At 70.1% G+C, this 15,678-nt stretch carries 15 protein-coding genes; 14 read left to right on the top strand and 1 reads right to left on the bottom strand.

Translation table 11 applies throughout. The annotated features are described in order from the left end of the window. Window positions 1–43: 43 nt before the first annotated feature. Window positions 44–2,269: an elongation factor G-like protein EF-G2 gene (locus tag OG306_RS06335; RefSeq protein ID WP_266745128.1), complete on the bottom strand. Its 2,226-nt coding sequence runs from the start codon at window positions 2,267–2,269 to the stop codon at window positions 44–46. A gap of 270 nt (window positions 2,270–2,539) precedes the next feature. Here OG306_RS06335 and pgsA point away from each other — a divergent pair, with 270 nt between their 5' ends. The 14 genes from pgsA (at window position 2,540) to OG306_RS06265 (ending at window position 15,606) form a co-directional block, all read left to right on the top strand. Next, entirely contained in the window at window positions 2,540–3,220 is a 681-nt protein-coding gene (pgsA, locus tag OG306_RS06330; protein ID WP_266745127.1) for a phosphatidylinositol phosphate synthase, read from the top strand. Further along, window positions 3,217–4,152 (top strand): phosphatidylinositol mannoside acyltransferase, encoded by a 936-nt coding sequence (locus tag OG306_RS06325; RefSeq protein WP_266745126.1) that lies wholly within the window; start codon window positions 3,217–3,219, stop codon window positions 4,150–4,152. The genes pgsA and OG306_RS06325 overlap by 4 nt, the downstream gene beginning before the upstream one ends. Then, the gene (locus tag OG306_RS06320) at window positions 4,149–5,357 is read left to right on the top strand and encodes a glycosyltransferase family 4 protein (RefSeq protein ID WP_266745125.1); all 1,209 of its coding nucleotides are present in this window, start codon (window positions 4,149–4,151) and stop codon (window positions 5,355–5,357) included. The genes OG306_RS06325 and OG306_RS06320 overlap by 4 nt, the downstream gene beginning before the upstream one ends. Window positions 5,358–5,681: 324 nt before the next feature. After that, a complete protein-coding gene (locus tag OG306_RS06315; RefSeq protein WP_266752096.1) occupies window positions 5,682–6,179 on the top strand; it encodes a hypothetical protein in 498 nt (165 codons plus the stop codon). A 167-nt stretch (window positions 6,180–6,346) separates the two neighbouring features. Next, window positions 6,347–7,267 carry a pyridoxal 5'-phosphate synthase lyase subunit PdxS gene (pdxS, locus tag OG306_RS06310; RefSeq protein ID WP_093898403.1) on the top strand — a complete coding sequence of 307 codons (921 nt, stop codon included), beginning with the start codon at window positions 6,347–6,349 and terminating at the stop codon, window positions 7,265–7,267. A gap of 6 nt (window positions 7,268–7,273) precedes the next feature. Continuing rightward, complete coding sequence (pdxT, locus tag OG306_RS06305) at window positions 7,274–7,867, top strand: pyridoxal 5'-phosphate synthase glutaminase subunit PdxT (RefSeq protein ID WP_266745124.1); 594 nt, start codon at window positions 7,274–7,276, stop codon at window positions 7,865–7,867. A 61-nt stretch (window positions 7,868–7,928) separates the two neighbouring features. Further along, window positions 7,929–8,681: a YebC/PmpR family DNA-binding transcriptional regulator gene (locus OG306_RS06300; RefSeq protein ID WP_266745123.1), complete on the top strand. Its 753-nt coding sequence runs from the start codon at window positions 7,929–7,931 to the stop codon at window positions 8,679–8,681. Window positions 8,682–8,818: 137 nt separating this feature from the next. After that, entirely contained in the window at window positions 8,819–9,394 is a 576-nt protein-coding gene (ruvC, locus tag OG306_RS06295) for a crossover junction endodeoxyribonuclease RuvC (RefSeq protein WP_266745122.1), read from the top strand. Continuing rightward, window positions 9,391–10,014: a Holliday junction branch migration protein RuvA gene (ruvA, locus tag OG306_RS06290; RefSeq protein WP_266745121.1), complete on the top strand. Its 624-nt coding sequence runs from the start codon at window positions 9,391–9,393 to the stop codon at window positions 10,012–10,014. The genes ruvC and ruvA overlap by 4 nt, the downstream gene beginning before the upstream one ends. A gap of 292 nt (window positions 10,015–10,306) precedes the next feature. Continuing rightward, window positions 10,307–11,404: a Holliday junction branch migration DNA helicase RuvB gene (gene ruvB / locus OG306_RS06285; protein ID WP_266745120.1), complete on the top strand. Its 1,098-nt coding sequence runs from the start codon at window positions 10,307–10,309 to the stop codon at window positions 11,402–11,404. 164 nt (window positions 11,405–11,568) lie between these two features. After that, window positions 11,569–12,054, top strand: coding sequence for a preprotein translocase subunit YajC (yajC, locus tag OG306_RS06280; RefSeq protein ID WP_266745119.1), 486 nt, complete (start codon window positions 11,569–11,571; stop codon window positions 12,052–12,054). A gap of 147 nt (window positions 12,055–12,201) precedes the next feature. Next, on the top strand, window positions 12,202–13,950 hold the full coding sequence (gene secD / locus OG306_RS06275) for a protein translocase subunit SecD (protein ID WP_266745118.1): 1,749 nt from the start codon (window positions 12,202–12,204) through the stop codon (window positions 13,948–13,950). A gap of 1 nt (window position 13,951) precedes the next feature. Beyond that, the gene (gene secF, locus OG306_RS06270; RefSeq protein ID WP_266907169.1) at window positions 13,952–15,055 is read left to right on the top strand and encodes a protein translocase subunit SecF; all 1,104 of its coding nucleotides are present in this window, start codon (window positions 13,952–13,954) and stop codon (window positions 15,053–15,055) included. Continuing rightward, window positions 15,052–15,606: an adenine phosphoribosyltransferase gene (locus OG306_RS06265; RefSeq protein WP_266745116.1), complete on the top strand. Its 555-nt coding sequence runs from the start codon at window positions 15,052–15,054 to the stop codon at window positions 15,604–15,606. Before secF ends, OG306_RS06265 begins: the two co-directional genes overlap by 4 nt. The last annotated feature ends 72 nt before the right edge of the window (window positions 15,607–15,678 follow it).

Here is a 15,678-nt window from a genome sequence, read left to right as displayed (position 1 = left end):
TACGCCGCCCGCCCCTGTGGACAAGAGCGGGCGGCACAGTCGATTACGCGTCATTCGGGTTGTTCTGCTGCTGTTCGCGGATGCGTTCCGCGAGCTGTGGGGGCATGGCTTCGTGCCGGGCGTACACCCGGTCGAAGCGACCGGCGCCATGGGAGAGGGAGCGGAGCTCGATGGCATACCGGCCGATTTCCAGCTCGGGCACCTCGGCCCGTACGAGGGTGCGTCCGGGGCCGGACTGTTCGGTTCCGATCACTCTGCCGCGCCGTCCGGACAGATCGCTCATGACCGGCCCGACGTAGTCGTCGGGGACCAGGACCCGGACCTCGGCGACGGGTTCGAGGAGCTGGATGCGGGTGTCCGCGGCCGCTTCGCGCAGGGCCAGGGCGCCCGCGGTCTGGAACGCGGCGTCGGAGGAGTCCACGGAGTGGGACTTTCCGTCCCGCAGGGTGATGCGCACGTCGACGAGCGGATGTCCGGCCGCCACTCCGCGCGCGGCCTGGGCGCGCACGCCCTTCTCGACGGACGGGATGAACTGGCGCGGCACCGCTCCGCCGACCACCTTGTCGACGAATTCGATGCCCGAACCCGGAGGCAGCGGCTCCACATCGATCTCGCAGATGGCGTACTGACCGTGGCCGCCGGACTGTTTCACATGCCGGCCGCGCCCGGTCGCGGGGGCGGCGAAGGTCTCGCGCAGCGGCACCTTGTGCGGTACGGAGTCGACCTGGACGCCGTAGTGGCTGCGCAGCCGGTCCAGCGCCACGTCCTGATGAGCCTCGCCGAGGCACCACAGGACCACCTGGTGGGTGTCCTGGTTCTGTTCGAGGCGCATGGTCGGGTCCTCGGCGACGAGCCGGGAAAGTCCCTGGGAGAGCTTGTCCTCGTCGGCTTTGCTGTGGGCCCGGATGGCGAGCGGCAGCAGGGGGTCGGGAGCAGCCCAGGGGTCCATCAGCAGCGGCTGGTCCTTGGCGGAGAGGGTGTCCCCGGTCTCGGCGCCGGCCAGTTTGGCGACGCAGGCCAGATCTCCGGCGACGCATGCGGTGAGGGGCTGCTGCTGTTTGCCGGAGGGAGCGGAGAGGGCGCCGACGCGTACCTCCGCCTCGTGGAAGGGGCGGGTCTCGTGGCCCGGGTCGGTGAGGCCGTGGCCGAAGACATGGACGGTTTCGTCGGGGCGCAGGGTGCCGGAGAAGACGCGTACGAGCGAGACGCGGCCGACGTACGGGTCGGAGGCCGTCTTGACGACCTCCGCGAGGAGCGGGCCCCGCGGGTCGCAGGTGAGGACCGGCCGGGGCGCGCCGTGCAGGGGGGTGACTTCGGGGAGGGGACGCTCCCGCGGGGTCGGGAAGCCGCCGGTGATGAGGTCGAGGAGCTCGACGGTGCCGACGCCCTGGCGGGCGCCCTCGGCGGCGGGGGCCGCGGTGAGTACGGGGTGGAAGGCGTCCCGGGCTACGGCGCGTTCCAGGTCGTCGATGAGTGTCTTGATGTCGATGTCGGCCCCGTCGAGGTAGCGGTCCATCAGGGTCTCGTCCTCGCTCTCGGCGATGATTCCCTCGATGAGCCGGTTGCGGGCCTCCTGGAGCGGGGGCTGCTGGGCGTCGGCGGGCGGGTGCTCCTGCCGCTCGCCCGAGGAGTAGTCGAAGATCCGCTGGGTGAGGAGTCCGGTGAGGCCGGTGAGTGGGGCGTGCCCGTCGGGGCCCTCGGGGCCGAGGACGGGCAGATAGAGCGGGAGTACGGCGTCGGGGTCGTCGCCGCCGAAGATCTCGCCGCAGATCCGGGTCATCCGGTCGAACGAGGTGCGCGCGGTGTCGAGGTGGGTGACGACGATGGCGCGGGGCATGCCGACGGCGGCGCACTCGTCCCACACGGCGCGGGTGGCGCCCGCCACGGCGTCGGCCTCCTGGGCGGCGGAAACGATGAACAGGGCCGCGTCCGCCGCGCGCAGACCGGCCCTGAGTTCCCCGACGAAATCCGCGTACCCCGGGGTGTCCAGCAGATTGATCTTGTATCCGCCCCATTCGACGGGGACGAGGGAGAGCTGTACGGAGCGTTGCTGGCGGTGTTCGATCTCGTCGTAGTCGGAGATCGTCGTGCCGTCCTCGACCCGGCCGGCCCGGTTGACCGCACCCGCGGTCAGTGCGAGGGCCTCGACGAGGGTGGTCTTGCCGGAGCCGCTGTGGCCGACCAGCACCACATTCCGTATCGATGAGGGCTGGTCGGCCGTCGCTGCCCTGCCGGCGGCCCCGGTGTGTACACGTGCCTTGTCGCCCATGATGCGTGCCTCCCAGATAGTGGCGCGGAGCGGGAAGAAAAGCCGGCGCGGTGTGGGGAGAAGGGTGCACGGGCAAACGGGGGAGCCGCCGCGGCGGCTACGGCGACGCCCGCGGTAATTCGAGCTTTCCACTCCCGCCGGGTCGCGTCCATACGTCGAGCGCCGCCGCGCGAGGCCGGGTGCCCGGACGGTGGAGTCCGGCGGGCGTGACTACGATGGGCCAGCCGGTGGCCGAAGGGGCCGCTCGGCCCACCGACCCTCGGGAAGGCCATGCTGAACAAGTACGCGCGTGCATTTTTTACGCGTGTCCTCACACCGTTCGCCGCACTGTTGCTCCGTCTCGGCGTGAGCCCCGACGCGGTCACTCTGATCGGTACGGCCGGGGTGATGGCTGGTGCGCTGGTCTTCTTCCCGATGGGGGAGTTCTTCTGGGGCACGATCGTCATCACGATCTTCGTGTTCTCCGACCTCGTCGACGGCAACATGGCGCGGCAGGCCGGCATCTCCAGCCGCTGGGGCGCGTTCCTGGACTCGACCCTCGACCGGGTCGCCGACGGGGCGATCTTCGGTGGATTCGCGCTCTGGTACGCGGGCAAGGGCGACGACAACGTGATGTGCGCGGTCGCGATCTTCTGCCTGGCGAGCGGCCAGGTGGTCTCGTACACGAAGGCGCGTGGTGAGTCGATCGGGCTGCCGGTCGCGGTCAACGGGCTCGTGGAGCGCGCGGAGCGGCTGGTGATCTCGTTGGTCGCGGCCGGGTTCGCCGGTCTGCACAAGTTCGGTGTCCCCGGGATCCAGGTCCTGCTGCCGATCGCGCTGTGGATCGTCGCCGCGGGCAGCCTGGTGACGCTCGTGCAGCGGGTCGTTACGGTGCGCCGTGAGTCCGCCGAGGCCGATGCCGCCGAGGCCGAGGCCAAGGCCGCGGACCGGGGGAGCGGGGCCGCGCAGTGAGCGGTGCACCGGGTGAGGCGCCGACCGGCCTGCGGGACCGGCTGACCGACGGGCTGTACGGGTTCGGCTGGGCCGCTGTGAAGCGGCTTCCCGAGCCGGCCGCCCGGGCCCTCTTCCGCACCATCGCCGACCAGGCGTGGAAGCGGCGGGGCAAGGGCGTGCTGCGGCTGGAGTCGAATCTGGCGCGGGTCGTGCCCGGGGCGTCGCCGGCCCGGCTCGCCGCGCTCTCCAAGGCCGGGATGCGCTCGTACATGCGCTACTGGATGGAGTCGTTCCGGCTGCCCACCTGGAGTCCGGCGCGGATCAAGGCATCCATAGAGGTGACGGACGCGCACCGGCTGACCGACGGGCTGGGTACGGGCCGCGGCGTCATCCTCGCCCTGCCGCACCTGGGGAACTGGGACCTGGCGGGAGCCTGGGTCACCACCGACCTCAAGGTGCCCTTCACCACGGTCGCCGAGCGGCTCAAGCCCGAGACGCTGTACGACCGGTTCGTGGCCTACCGCGAGGGGCTCGGCATGGAGGTCCTTCCGCACAGCGGCGGCGCCGCCTTCGGCACCCTGGCGCGACGGCTGCGCGCGGGCGGCCTGGTCTGTCTGGTCGCCGACCGCGACCTGTCGGCCTCCGGCGTCGAGGTGACGTTCTTCGGCGACACCGCGCGCATGCCCGCGGGACCGGCACTGCTCGCCCAGCAGACCGGGGCACTGCTGCTGCCCGTGACGCTGTCGTACGACGAGACGCCGGTGATGAAAGCGCGCATCCACCCGCCGGTCGAGGTGCCCGAGTCAGGCAACCGCGACGAGAAGACGTCCTCCATGACACAGGCGCTGGCCGATGCCTTCGCCGTCGGGATCGCCGAACATCCGGAGGACTGGCACATGCTGCAGAGGCTCTGGTCGGCCGATCTGGAGAACAGGGAGGACCGGCCGTGAAGATCGGCATCGTATGCCCGTACTCCTGGGACGTCCCGGGCGGCGTGCAGTTCCACATCCGGGACCTGGCCGAGCACCTGATCAGGCTGGGGCATCAGGTGTCGGTGCTGGCGCCCGCCGACGACGAGACTCCACTGCCGCCGTACGTGGTCTCCGCGGGTCGGGCCGTTCCCGTCCCGTACAACGGCTCCGTGGCCCGGCTGAACTTCGGCTTCCTCTCAGCCGCCCGGGTGCGCCGCTGGCTGCACGACGGCACCTTCGACGTGATCCACATCCACGAGCCGACGTCGCCCTCGCTGGGGCTGCTCGCCTGCTGGGCCGCGCAGGGCCCCATCGTCGCGACGTTCCACACCTCGAACCCGCGTTCCCGGGCGATGATCGCCGCGTACCCGATCCTGCAGCCCGCCCTGGAGAAGATCAGCGCGCGCATCGCGGTGAGCGAGTATGCGCGCCGGACCCTGGTCGAGCACCTCGGCGGTGACGCGGTCGTCATCCCGAACGGGGTCGACGTCGGCTTCTTCGCCGATGCCGAGCCCAAGGCCGAGTGGCAGTCGGAGCAGGCGCGAAGCTCGGTCGAGGGCGGTGGGCGAAGACGGGAGGGCGGCACGATCGGCTTCATCGGGCGCATCGACGAGCCCCGCAAGGGCCTGCCCGTCCTGATGAGGGCGCTGCCCGCGATCCTCGCCGCGCGTCCGGACACCAGGCTGCTGGTGGCGGGCCGGGGCGACGAGGAGGAGGCCGTCGCCTCCCTGCCCGAGGAAATGCGCGGGCGTGTCGAATTCCTCGGCATGGTGAGCGACGAGGACAAGGCGCGGCTGCTGCGCAGCGTCGATGTGTACGTCGCGCCCAATACGGGCGGCGAGAGCTTCGGGATCATCCTGGTCGAGGCGATGTCGGCCGGCGCGCCGGTCCTGGCCAGTGATCTGGACGCGTTCGCGCAGGTCCTGGATCTGGGCGCGGCGGGCGAACTTTTCATCAACGAGGACGCGGACGCCCTGGCGTCGGCGGCGATCCGGCTGCTCGGCGATCCGCAGCGGCGCGCGGAGCTGCGCGAGCGGGGAGCCGCACACGTGCGGCGCTTCGACTGGTCGACGGTCGGCGCGGACATCCTCGCGGTGTACGAGACGGTGACGGACGGTGCCGCATCCGTGGCGGCCGACGAACGCACGGGCCTGCGCGCCCGCTTCGGACTGGCGCGGGACTAGGACCTCGCGTCCGGATCAGGCCCCCCTCGCTGCCGGGGTACGCGAGGGGGGCCTGATACGAACGGAAGCCCCAGGGCGCCGGTTCGAGCGCGCGGCCGGTCGGCGTGGCGCATCGAGCCACGCGGAGTGATGCGCGTGGCGATTTCGAGCCCGTCCCGCGTGTGAGGACCAACGCCCGGACCGGCGCTACAGCGGCAACCGGGCATGGCCCCGCCCGCCCTCGTGCCCGGGCCGGACAGCCGCACCGCCCGCGTCCCGACGGTAGCCTTGCCGCCCGTGATCGAAACCCTCATCTGGATCGTCGTCGCGGTCGTCGCGATCGGCATGTACCTCGGCTGGACCGCCGGACGGCTGGACCGGCTGCACACCCGTATCGACGCCGCCCGCGCGGCCCTCGACGCGCAGCTCCTGCGTCGCGCCTCGGTCACCCAGGAACTGGCCACCTCGGGTGTTCTCGACCCGGCCGCGTCCATCGTGCTGTACGAGGCCGCGCACGCCGCCCGGCAGGCGGAGGAGGAACACCGCGAGGTCGCGGAGAGCGAGCTGAGCACCGCGCTGCGGGCGGTCTTCGGCGAGCGGGCGCAGGTCGAGAGCGTGAAGGAGATCCCCGGCGGGGAGGAAGCGGCGTCCGAACTCGCCGCGGCCGTGCGCCGGGTGCCGATGGCCCGGCGGTTCCACAACGACGCCGTGCGCGCGGCGCGTGCGCTGCGCAGGCACCGTACGGTGCGGTGGTTCCGGCTGGCCGGGCACGCCCCTTTCCCGCTCGCCTTCGAGATGGACGACGAACCACCGGTCGCCCTGGCGGACCGCCCCGTCAGTTGATCCGGCGGCCTCACTCGTGCGTGACCGGGGCCACAGTCCTTCCCGTACGAGTACAAAACGATCCACCGGCCTGCTATTGGCCCTTGCTGTGGACTGGTCCCGGGGAGTTGGCTCTGCTCTGCACCAACCAGCGCATTCAACAACTTTTCTCCGAGTGAGGTCGATCCGTGTCCACGCTTCCCACCACCCCGCAGTCCGCCGACTCCCCGGCCACCGGCACCGCCCGCGTCAAGCGCGGCATGGCCGAGCAGCTCAAGGGCGGCGTGATCATGGATGTCGTCAATGCCGAGCAGGCGAAGATCGCCGAGGACGCGGGCGCCGTGGCCGTCATGGCCCTGGAGCGGGTGCCTGCCGACATCCGTAAGGACGGTGGCGTGGCCCGGATGTCGGACCCGAACATGATCGAGGAGATCATCGAGGCCGTCTCCATCCCGGTGATGGCGAAGTCCCGCATCGGGCACTTCGTCGAGGCCCAGGTCCTGCAGTCCCTCGGTGTCGACTACATCGACGAGTCCGAGGTGCTCACCCCGGCCGACGAGGTCAACCACAGCGACAAGTTCGCCTTCACCACTCCGTTCGTCTGCGGCGCCACCAACCTGGGCGAGGCCCTGCGCCGCATCGCCGAGGGCGCGGCCATGATCCGTTCGAAGGGCGAGGCCGGCACCGGCAACGTCGTCGAGGCCGTCCGTCACCTGCGCCAGATCAAGAACGAGATCGCTCGGCTGCGCGGCTACGACAACAACGAGCTGTACGCCGCCGCCAAGGAGCTCCGCGCCCCGTACGAGCTGGTCAAGGAGGTCGCCGAATTGGGCAAGCTGCCCGTCGTGCTGTTCTCCGCGGGCGGCGTCGCCACCCCCGCCGACGCCGCGCTGATGCGCCAGCTCGGTGCCGAGGGCGTCTTCGTCGGCTCCGGTATCTTCAAGTCCGGCGACCCCGCCAAGCGCGCCGCCGCCATCGTGAAGGCCACCACCTTCTACGACGACCCGAAGATCATCGCGGACGCCTCCCGGAACCTGGGCGAGGCCATGGTCGGCATCAACTGCGACACGCTGCCCGAGGCCGAGCGCTACGCCAACCGCGGCTGGTAGTCACTGATGAGCGACACCCCTGTGATCGGAGTCCTGGCTCTCCAGGGCGACGTACGGGAACACCTGATCGCCCTGGCCTCGGCGGACGCCCTGGCCAGGCCGGTCCGGCGTCCCGAGGAACTCGCCGAGGTCGACGGCCTGGTCATCCCCGGTGGCGAGTCCACCACGATGTCCAAACTGGCTGCCCTGTTCGGCATGCTGGAACCACTGCGCGAACGGGTCCGGGACGGGATGCCGGTCTACGGCACCTGCGCCGGAATGATCCTGCTCGCCGACAAGATTCTCGACCCGCGCGCGGGCCAGGAGACGGTCGGCGGGATCGACATGATCGTGCGCCGTAACGCCTTCGGGCGGCAGAACGAGTCCTTCGAGGCGGCCGTGGAGGTCGCCGGTATCGAGGGCGGCCCGGTCGAGGGCGTGTTCATCCGCGCCCCGTGGGTGGAATCGGTCGGCGCACGGGCCGAGGTGGTGGCGGAGCACGGCGGTCACATCGTCGCCGTACGCCAGGGGAACGCCCTCGCGACGTCCTTCCACCCCGAACTGACCGGAGACCACCGGGTTCACGCCTTGTTCGTGGACATGGTGCGCGCAGTCGGCTGACTCGATCCCGGTAGGATCTCTCGGGTTCGAATCGATTTGGGTGACGCGAAGGAGAAGGCAGATGTCCGGCCACTCTAAATGGGCTACGACGAAGCACAAGAAGGCCGTGATCGATGCCAAGCGCGGCAAGCTCTTCGCGAAGCTGATCAAGAACATTGAGGTCGCGGCGCGCACCGGCGGTGTGGACCCCGATGGAAATCCGACCCTTGTGGACGCGATCCAGAAGGCCAAGAAGAGCTCCGTACCGAACAAGAACATCGACTCCGCGGTCAAGCGCGGTGGCGGTCTCGAAGCGGGCGGCGTCGACTACCAGACGATCATGTACGAGGGTTACGGCCCGAACGGTGTCGCGGTGCTCATCGAGTGCCTGACCGACAACCGCAACCGTGCCGCCTCCGACGTGCGCGTCGCGATGACCCGCAACGGTGGTTCGATGGCCGACCCTGGTTCGGTCTCGTATCTCTTCAACCGCAAGGGCGTCGTGATCGTCCCCAAGGGCGAACTGACCGAGGACGACGTCCTGGGCGCCGTCCTCGAAGCGGGCGCCGAGGAGGTCAACGACCTCGGTGACACCTACGAGGTCGTCAGCGAGGCCACCGACATGGTCGCGGTCCGTACGGCGCTCCAGCAGGCCGGCATCGACTACGACTCCGCCGAGGCCAACTTCCTGCCCACCATGCAGGTCGAGCTGGACGAGGAGGGCGCGCGCAAGATCTTCAAGCTGATCGACGCGCTGGAGGACAGCGACGACGTGCAGAACGTCTTCGCCAACTTCGATGTCTCCGACGAGGTCATGGAGAAGGTGGACGCCTGAGCCGGGATCGGCACAGCCTTCATGGACGGGCCGGCGGGGAACACACCCCGTCGGCCCGTCGCATTGCCCGCCGCGTTGTCAGTGCGAGCCGATAGCCTGCGGGAACAGTTGACCGATCGGTACGGAGGGGGCGTCCCATGCGGGTACTCGGCGTCGACCCGGGGCTGACCCGGTGCGGTGTCGGCGTCGTCGAAGGCGTCGCAGGGCGGCCCCTGACCATGCTCGGCGTCGGCGTCGTCCGCACCCCGACCGACGCGGAGCTCGGCCGGCGGCTGGTCGCCATCGAGCGCGGCATAGAGGAGTGGCTGGACGAGCACCGGCCCGAATTCGTCGCCGTGGAGCGGGTGTTCAGCCAGCACAACGTCCGTACGGTGATGGGCACCGCCCAGGCCAGTGCCGTCGCCATGCTCTGCGCGTCCCGGCGCGGCATCCCCGTCGCCCTGCACACCCCCAGCGAGGTCAAGGCGGCCGTCACCGGCAGCGGCCGTGCCGACAAGGCACAGGTCGGTGCCATGGTCACCCGGCTGCTGCGGCTCGACGCCCCGCCGAAACCGGCCGACGCGGCCGACGCCCTCGCCCTCGCCGTCTGTCACATCTGGCGCGCCCCCGCCGTCAGCCGTCTCCAGCAAGCGCACGCGGCGGCCGCCGCCGCGGCCCGCACCGCTCGTTTTCCCCGTACTCCCGCAGTTCCCGTCCGGAAGGTTCCCCGATGATCGCCTTCGTCAGCGGCCCCGTGGCCGCGCTCGCCCCGACCACGGCCGTGATCGAGGTCGGCGGCATCGGTATGGCCGTCCAGTGCACACCGAACACCCTGGCCGGCCTCCGGATCGGCCAGGAGGCCAGGCTCGCCACCTCCCTCGTCGTACGGGAGGACTCGCTCACCCTCTACGGCTTCGCCGACGACGACGAGCGGCAGGTCTTCGAGCTGCTCCAGACCGCCAGCGGAGTCGGTCCCCGGCTCGCCCAGGCCATGCTTGCCACCCACGCCCCGGACGCCCTGCGGATCGCGGTCGCCACCGGCGACGAGAAAGCGCTCACCGCCGTCTCCGGTATCGGCAAGAAGGGCGCGCAGAAGCTTCTTCTCGAACTGAAGGACAGACTCGGCGAGCCCGTCGCCCAGATCGGCCGGCAGGGCATCGGCACCCCCGTCACCTCCTCCTGGCGCGACCAGCTGCAGGCCGCCCTGATCGGTCTCGGCTACGCAACCCGCGAGGCCGACGAGGCGGTCACCGCGGTCACCCCGCAGGCCGAGGCGGCGCTGGCCGAGGGCGGGCAGGCGCCCGTGCCGCAGCTGCTGCGCGCCGCGCTGCAGACCCTCAACCGTGCGCGCTGACCTGAGAGGCTGTCGGGTGACCTCCGACCGGGCGGCCACGCCCTGGCACGCACGCTTCCCGCGTTGCCGAAATGTCCTAGTGGCTCCTTCCTCGAGCTCTCAACTTCGTTCGAGCAGGGGAGACCCCATTCGAGGACATCTCGGCGCCTTGGAATCGCACGCACCAGACCGCGTCCGCTTTCCGGTCGGAGGTCACCCGACAGCCTCTGCGCCACACCCCCAGGGGCACCGACACCCCGACGCCGGGCCGGGCACCGCACGGCACCGAAACACCCGAGGCGGGACAGACTGAATGAACTGGGACGAGACCGGACCCGACACCGAAGAGCCGCTCGACGAGCACCTGGGCGAGCGGCTGGACGAGCGCCTTGTCGACGCCGACGCGGACGGCGAGGACACCGCGGTCGAAGCGGCGCTGCGGCCGAAGGACCTCGATGAATTCGTCGGTCAGGAGAAGGTGCGCGAACAGCTCGACCTGGTCCTCAAGGCGGCCAGGGCCCGCGGCGCCACCGCCGACCATGTCCTGCTCTCCGGCGCTCCCGGCCTCGGCAAGACCACCCTCTCCATGATCATCGCGACCGAGATGGGTGCACCGATCCGGATCACCTCCGGCCCCGCCATCCAGCATGCGGGTGATCTTGCCGCGATTCTCTCCTCGCTCCAGGAGGGCGAGGTCCTCTTCCTCGACGAGATCCACCGCATGTCGCGGCCCGCCGAGGAGATGCTCTACATGGCGATGGAGGACTTCCGGGTCGACGTCATCGTCGGCAAGGGCCCCGGCGCCACCGCCATCCCGCTGGAACTGCCGCCGTTCACCCTGGTGGGCGCCACCACCAGGGCCGGACTGCTGCCGCCCCCGCTGCGTGACCGCTTCGGCTTCACCGGCCACATGGAGTTCTACGCCCCCACCGAACTGGAACGCGTCATCCACCGTTCCGCGCGTCTCCTCGACGTGGCGATAGACACGGAGGGCGCCGCCGAGATCGCCGGGCGCTCCCGCGGCACCCCCCGTATCGCCAACCGGCTGCTGCGCCGCGTCCGGGACTACGCCCAGGTCAAGGCGGACGGGCGGATCGACCGCGCCGTCGCCTCCGCGGCCCTCAGGGTCTACGAGGTCGATGCCCGAGGTCTCGACCGGCTGGACCGGGCGGTGCTCGGCGCCCTGCTGAAACTCTTCGGCGGTGGACCCGTCGGGCTGTCCACCCTCGCGGTGGCCGTGGGCGAGGAGCGCGAAACGGTCGAGGAGGTCGCCGAGCCCTTCCTGGTACGGGAAGGGCTGCTGGCCAGGACGCCGCGAGGGCGCGTCGCGACACCCGCGGCGTGGGCCCACCTCGGTCTCGTACCGCCGCAGCATGACGGAAAGGGACAACAGGGCCTGTTCAGGGCGTGATGCGTCACAGGTTCACCCGGACAGGAACCACCGAGCGGTGCCAGGCGTTGTTCCATCGATGCGGACTCGCTTAGACTCCGCCGATGCCGCCCTTAAAGGTCGGTGTTCCCACCCCCGTAGATCAGGCCGCCGTCCAGCGCGGTCGTGCGAAGGAAACTCGTCCCGTGAATCCCGTGACTCTTCTCCCCTTCATCGTGCTCATCGGGGCCATGTTCCTGATGACGCGGTCCGCCAAGAAGAAGCAGGCGGCCGCCGCCCAGATGCGCAACGATATGCAGCCCGGCACCGGCGTCCGGACGATCGGGGGCATGTACGCCACCGTCAAGGAACTTCACGACGACACGGTTCTCCTTGAGATCGCGCCCGGCGTCCACGCCGTCTACGCCAAGAACGCCATCGGCGCCGTCCTCGACGACGCGGAGTACAACCGCATCGTCCACGGTGACGACGAGAACGCCCTCGACATCGACGGCACGGTCGTGCCGGACGATGCCTCCTCGCTGACCGAGGCCGAGGCCCGCGCCGACGAGGACACCTCGGACGACGCCAAGATCGACCTCGGTAAGAAGGCCGACGACGCCGAGGCCACGGACGCCGCGTCCGACAAGAAGTCCGAGGGCAAGACCGACGGCGAGGCCGACGCGAAGTAACCCACGACCCGGGGATGCCATGAGCCCACCGGCATCGGGCACTCCCCGGACCGTGCGATCTTCTGCGGGGGCGGGTCCCCACAACACTTCGTGGCCGCTCGGGCGCGTACCCGGCGCGGGGGCGGTTGGACAGGGAGAAACGAGAAGGTGGCAGCACCGAAGAAGAGCCGAGGGCCGGCCGGCGGTCAGGGCAGGCCGGGGCGTTCCCTGGTTCTGATCCTGATCGCCATGGTCGCGCTCACCGGCGGGATGTTCCTGGCTGGTCAGCCGACCCCACGTCTGGGCATCGACCTGGCGGGCGGCACGTCCATCACGCTTGAGGCGAAGAGCGAGCCGGGCCAGGAATCGGCGATCAACAAGACCAACATGGACACGGCGGTCCAGATCATGGAACGCCGTGTCAATGGTCTTGGCGTCTCCGAGGCCGAGGTCCAGACCCAGGGCGATCGCAACATCATCGTCAACATCCCCAAGGGCACGAACTCCGCCCAGGCCCGTGAGCAGGTCGGTACCACCGCCAAGCTCTACTTCCGGCCGGTGCTGACCGTCGCCCAGGGCACGCCCACCCCGACGCCCAGCGCCTCGTCGTCCGGCAAGCCCAGCCCGTCCGCGAGCCCGAGCGCTTCGGCATCGGCCGACGGAAAGGCGTCGGCGACGCCTAGTTCCACCGCCTCCACGCAGGGGCGCGCGGTCACCGACGGCCTCAAGGCCGACGTCACGCCGAGCCCCGGGGCGAGCGGCTCCGCCGCCACCACACCGGAGCCCTCCGCGTCCGCTCCCTCCGCCGCGGAAGAGGCGGCCGCCGCCAAGCTCGAGAAGCGGTTCGCGGCGCTCGACTGCTCCAGCAAGGCTTCCCGCGCCGAGGCCGCACGGGGTGCCAAGCCCACCGACACGGTCGTCGCGTGCAGCTCCGAGGGCGACGCCAAGTACGTCCTCGGCCCGGCCGAGGTGTCCGGCACCGAGGTCGACAACGCCAAGGCCGGCTTCGACCAGACGCGCGGCATGTGGATCGTCAACATGGAGTTCACCAAGAAGGGCTCCAAAGAGTTCCAGACGATCACCAAGAAGCTCTCCGCACTGCAGTCCCCGCAGAACCAGTTCGCCATCGCCCTGGACGGCGAGGTCGTCTCCGCTCCGCAGGTGAACACGACGCTCAGCGGCAGCGCCGAGATCTCCGGCAGCTTCACCCAGCAGTCCGCCGACGATCTGGCCAACGTGCTCTCCTACGGTGCGCTCCCGCTCTCCTTCAAGGAGCAGAGCGTCACCACCGTCACCGCCGCGCTCGGTGGCGAGCAGCTCCGGGCCGGTCTGATCGCCGGTGCCATCGGTCTGGCCCTCGTGGTCATCTACCTGGTGGCCTACTACCGCGGCCTCGCGTTCATCGCACTCCTGAGCCTGCTGACCTCCGGCATCCTGACCTACACGCTCATGTCGCTGCTCGGCCCGGCCATCGGCTTCGCACTGAACCTCCCGGCGGTCTGCGGCGCCATCGTGGCCATCGGTATCACCGCGGACTCCTTCATCGTGTACTTCGAGAGAATCCGCGACGAGATCCGCGACGGCCGTACGCTCCGCCCGGCCGTCCAGCGCGCCTGGCCGCGCGCCAGGCGCACCATCCTGGTCTCCGACTTCGTGTCGTTCCTCGCCGCCGCGGTGCTGTTCGTCGTCACCGTCGGCAAGGTCCAGGGCTTCGCGTTCACGCTGGGTCTCACCACCCTGCTCGACGTGGTCGTGGTGTTCCTCTTCACCAAGCCCGTCATGACGCTGATGGCCCGTACGAAGTTCTTCTCCAGCGGTCACCCGTGGTCCGGTCTGGACCCGAAGCGGCTCGGCGCCAAGCCGCCGCTGCGCCGCTCGCGCCGTGTCAACGCCCCCACTGACCCGAAGGAGGCGTGAGATGTCGCGACTCGGCAGTCTCGGCGCCCGTCTCTACCGCGGCGAGGTCGGCTACGACTTCATCGGCAACCGCAAGATCTGGTACGGGATCTCGATCCTGATCACCATCACGGCCATCGTCGGCCTGGCGGTCAGCGGCCTGAACATGGGCATCGAGTTCAAGGGTGGCGCAGTCTTCACCACCCCGAAGACGAGCGTGGGCGTCGCCCAGGCGGAGGACCTGGCCACGGAGGCCTCCGGCCACCAGGCGATCGTCCAGAAGCTCGGCAACGGCGGTCTGCGCATCCAGATCACCGAGGTCGACACCGCGAAGTCCGACCAGATCAAGGAACAGCTCTCCCAGGACCTCGACGTCCCCACGGAGAAGATCGCCGCCGACCTGGTCGGCCCCAGCTGGGGTGAGCAGATCGCCAACAAGGCCTGGACCGGCCTCGGCATCTTCATGGTCCTCGTGGTGATCTACCTGGCCATCGCCTTCGAGTGGCGCATGGCGATCGCGGCCCTCGTCGCGCTGATCCACGACATCACCATCACGGTCGGCATCTACGCCCTGGTCGGCTTCGAAGTCACCCCGGGCACCGTGATCGGTCTGCTGACCATCCTTGGCTACTCCCTCTACGACACCGTCGTCGTCTTCGACAGCCTCAGGGAGAGCACGGGGGACATCACCAAGCAGACCCGCTGGACGTACAGCGAGATCGCCAACCGCTCGATCAATGGCACACTGGTCCGTTCCATCAACACCACCGTCGTGGCCCTGCTCCCCGTCGCCGGTCTGCTCTTCATCGGCGGTGGCGTCCTCGGCGCCGGCATGCTGAACGACATCTCGCTGTCGCTGTTCGTCGGCCTCGCGGCCGGTGCGTACTCCTCGATCTTCATTGCCACCCCGCTCGTCGCCGACCTCAAGGAACGCGACCCGCAGATGAAGGCCCTGAAGAAGCGGGTCCTCGCCAAGCGCGCGGCGGCCGCCGCCAAGGGCGAGTCCGCCGAGGACGAGCCCTCGGACGGCGACCTCCCCCAGGAGGCCGAACCCGCCGCCGCGGTCGTCGGCCAGCGCCAGGAGCCCCCCAGGGGCCACGGCCGGACCTCGGGGAAGCGCCGATGACCAGCAGCACGACCGAGAGCATCCGCGAGCTCCTGCTCAGCCGGATCCGTGATGTGCCGGACCACCCCAAGCCGGGCGTGCTGTTCAAGGACATCACCCCGTTGCTCGCGGACCCGGCAGCGTTCGCGGCCCTCACCGAGACCCTCGCGGAACTGTGCGTACGCCACGGAGCCACGAAGATCGTCGGCCTCGAGGCGCGCGGCTTCATCCTGGCCGCCCCGGTCGCGATCCGGGCCGGGCTCGGCTTCGTACCCGTCCGCAAGGCGGGGAAACTGCCCGGAGCCACGCTCCGCCAGGCGTACGACCTGGAGTACGGCACCGCCGAGATCGAGATCCACGCGGAGGACCTGTCCGCAGACGACCGGATCATGGTCATCGACGACATCCTCGCGACCGGTGGCACCGCCGAGGCCTCCCTGGAGCTGATCCGGCGGGCCGGTGCCGAGATCGCGGGCGTCGCGGTCCTCATGGAGCTCGGCTTCCTGCCCGGTCGTGCCCGTCTGGAGCAGGGCCTGCGCGGCGCACCGCTGGAGGTTCTGATCACGGTCTGAGCGGCAGCGGACCGTCCGTGGCAACGGCTCATGCGCGCAGGACGGGCACCCGGGAACAATCGGGTGCCCGTT

The organism is Streptomyces sp. NBC_01241, assembly GCF_041435435.1.
In the GTDB taxonomy this organism is placed as follows: Bacteria; Actinomycetota; Actinomycetes; order Streptomycetales; family Streptomycetaceae; genus Streptomyces.
This window is presented reverse-complemented; position numbering and strand designations above follow the sequence as displayed.

What these genes read in the sequence shown, in the direction of transcription:
- OG306_RS06335 (WP_266745128.1), bottom strand. Translation starts at nt 2,269, where the DNA reads ATGGGCGACAAGGCACGTGTACACACCGGGGCCGCCGGCAGGGCAGCG.
- pgsA (WP_266745127.1), top strand. Translation starts at nt 2,540, where the DNA reads ATGCTGAACAAGTACGCGCGTGCATTTTTTACGCGTGTCCTCACACCG.
- OG306_RS06315 (WP_266752096.1), top strand. Translation starts at nt 5,682, where the DNA reads ATGTACCTCGGCTGGACCGCCGGACGGCTGGACCGGCTGCACACCCGT.
- pdxT (WP_266745124.1), top strand. Translation starts at nt 7,274, where the DNA reads ATGAGCGACACCCCTGTGATCGGAGTCCTGGCTCTCCAGGGCGACGTA.
- OG306_RS06300 (WP_266745123.1), top strand. Translation starts at nt 7,929, where the DNA reads ATGTCCGGCCACTCTAAATGGGCTACGACGAAGCACAAGAAGGCCGTG.
- ruvC (WP_266745122.1), top strand. Translation starts at nt 8,819, where the DNA reads ATGCGGGTACTCGGCGTCGACCCGGGGCTGACCCGGTGCGGTGTCGGC.
- ruvA (WP_266745121.1), top strand. Translation starts at nt 9,391, where the DNA reads ATGATCGCCTTCGTCAGCGGCCCCGTGGCCGCGCTCGCCCCGACCACG.
- ruvB (WP_266745120.1), top strand. Translation starts at nt 10,307, where the DNA reads ATGAACTGGGACGAGACCGGACCCGACACCGAAGAGCCGCTCGACGAG.
- secF (WP_266907169.1), top strand. Translation starts at nt 13,952, where the DNA reads ATGTCGCGACTCGGCAGTCTCGGCGCCCGTCTCTACCGCGGCGAGGTC.
- OG306_RS06265 (WP_266745116.1), top strand. Translation starts at nt 15,052, where the DNA reads ATGACCAGCAGCACGACCGAGAGCATCCGCGAGCTCCTGCTCAGCCGG.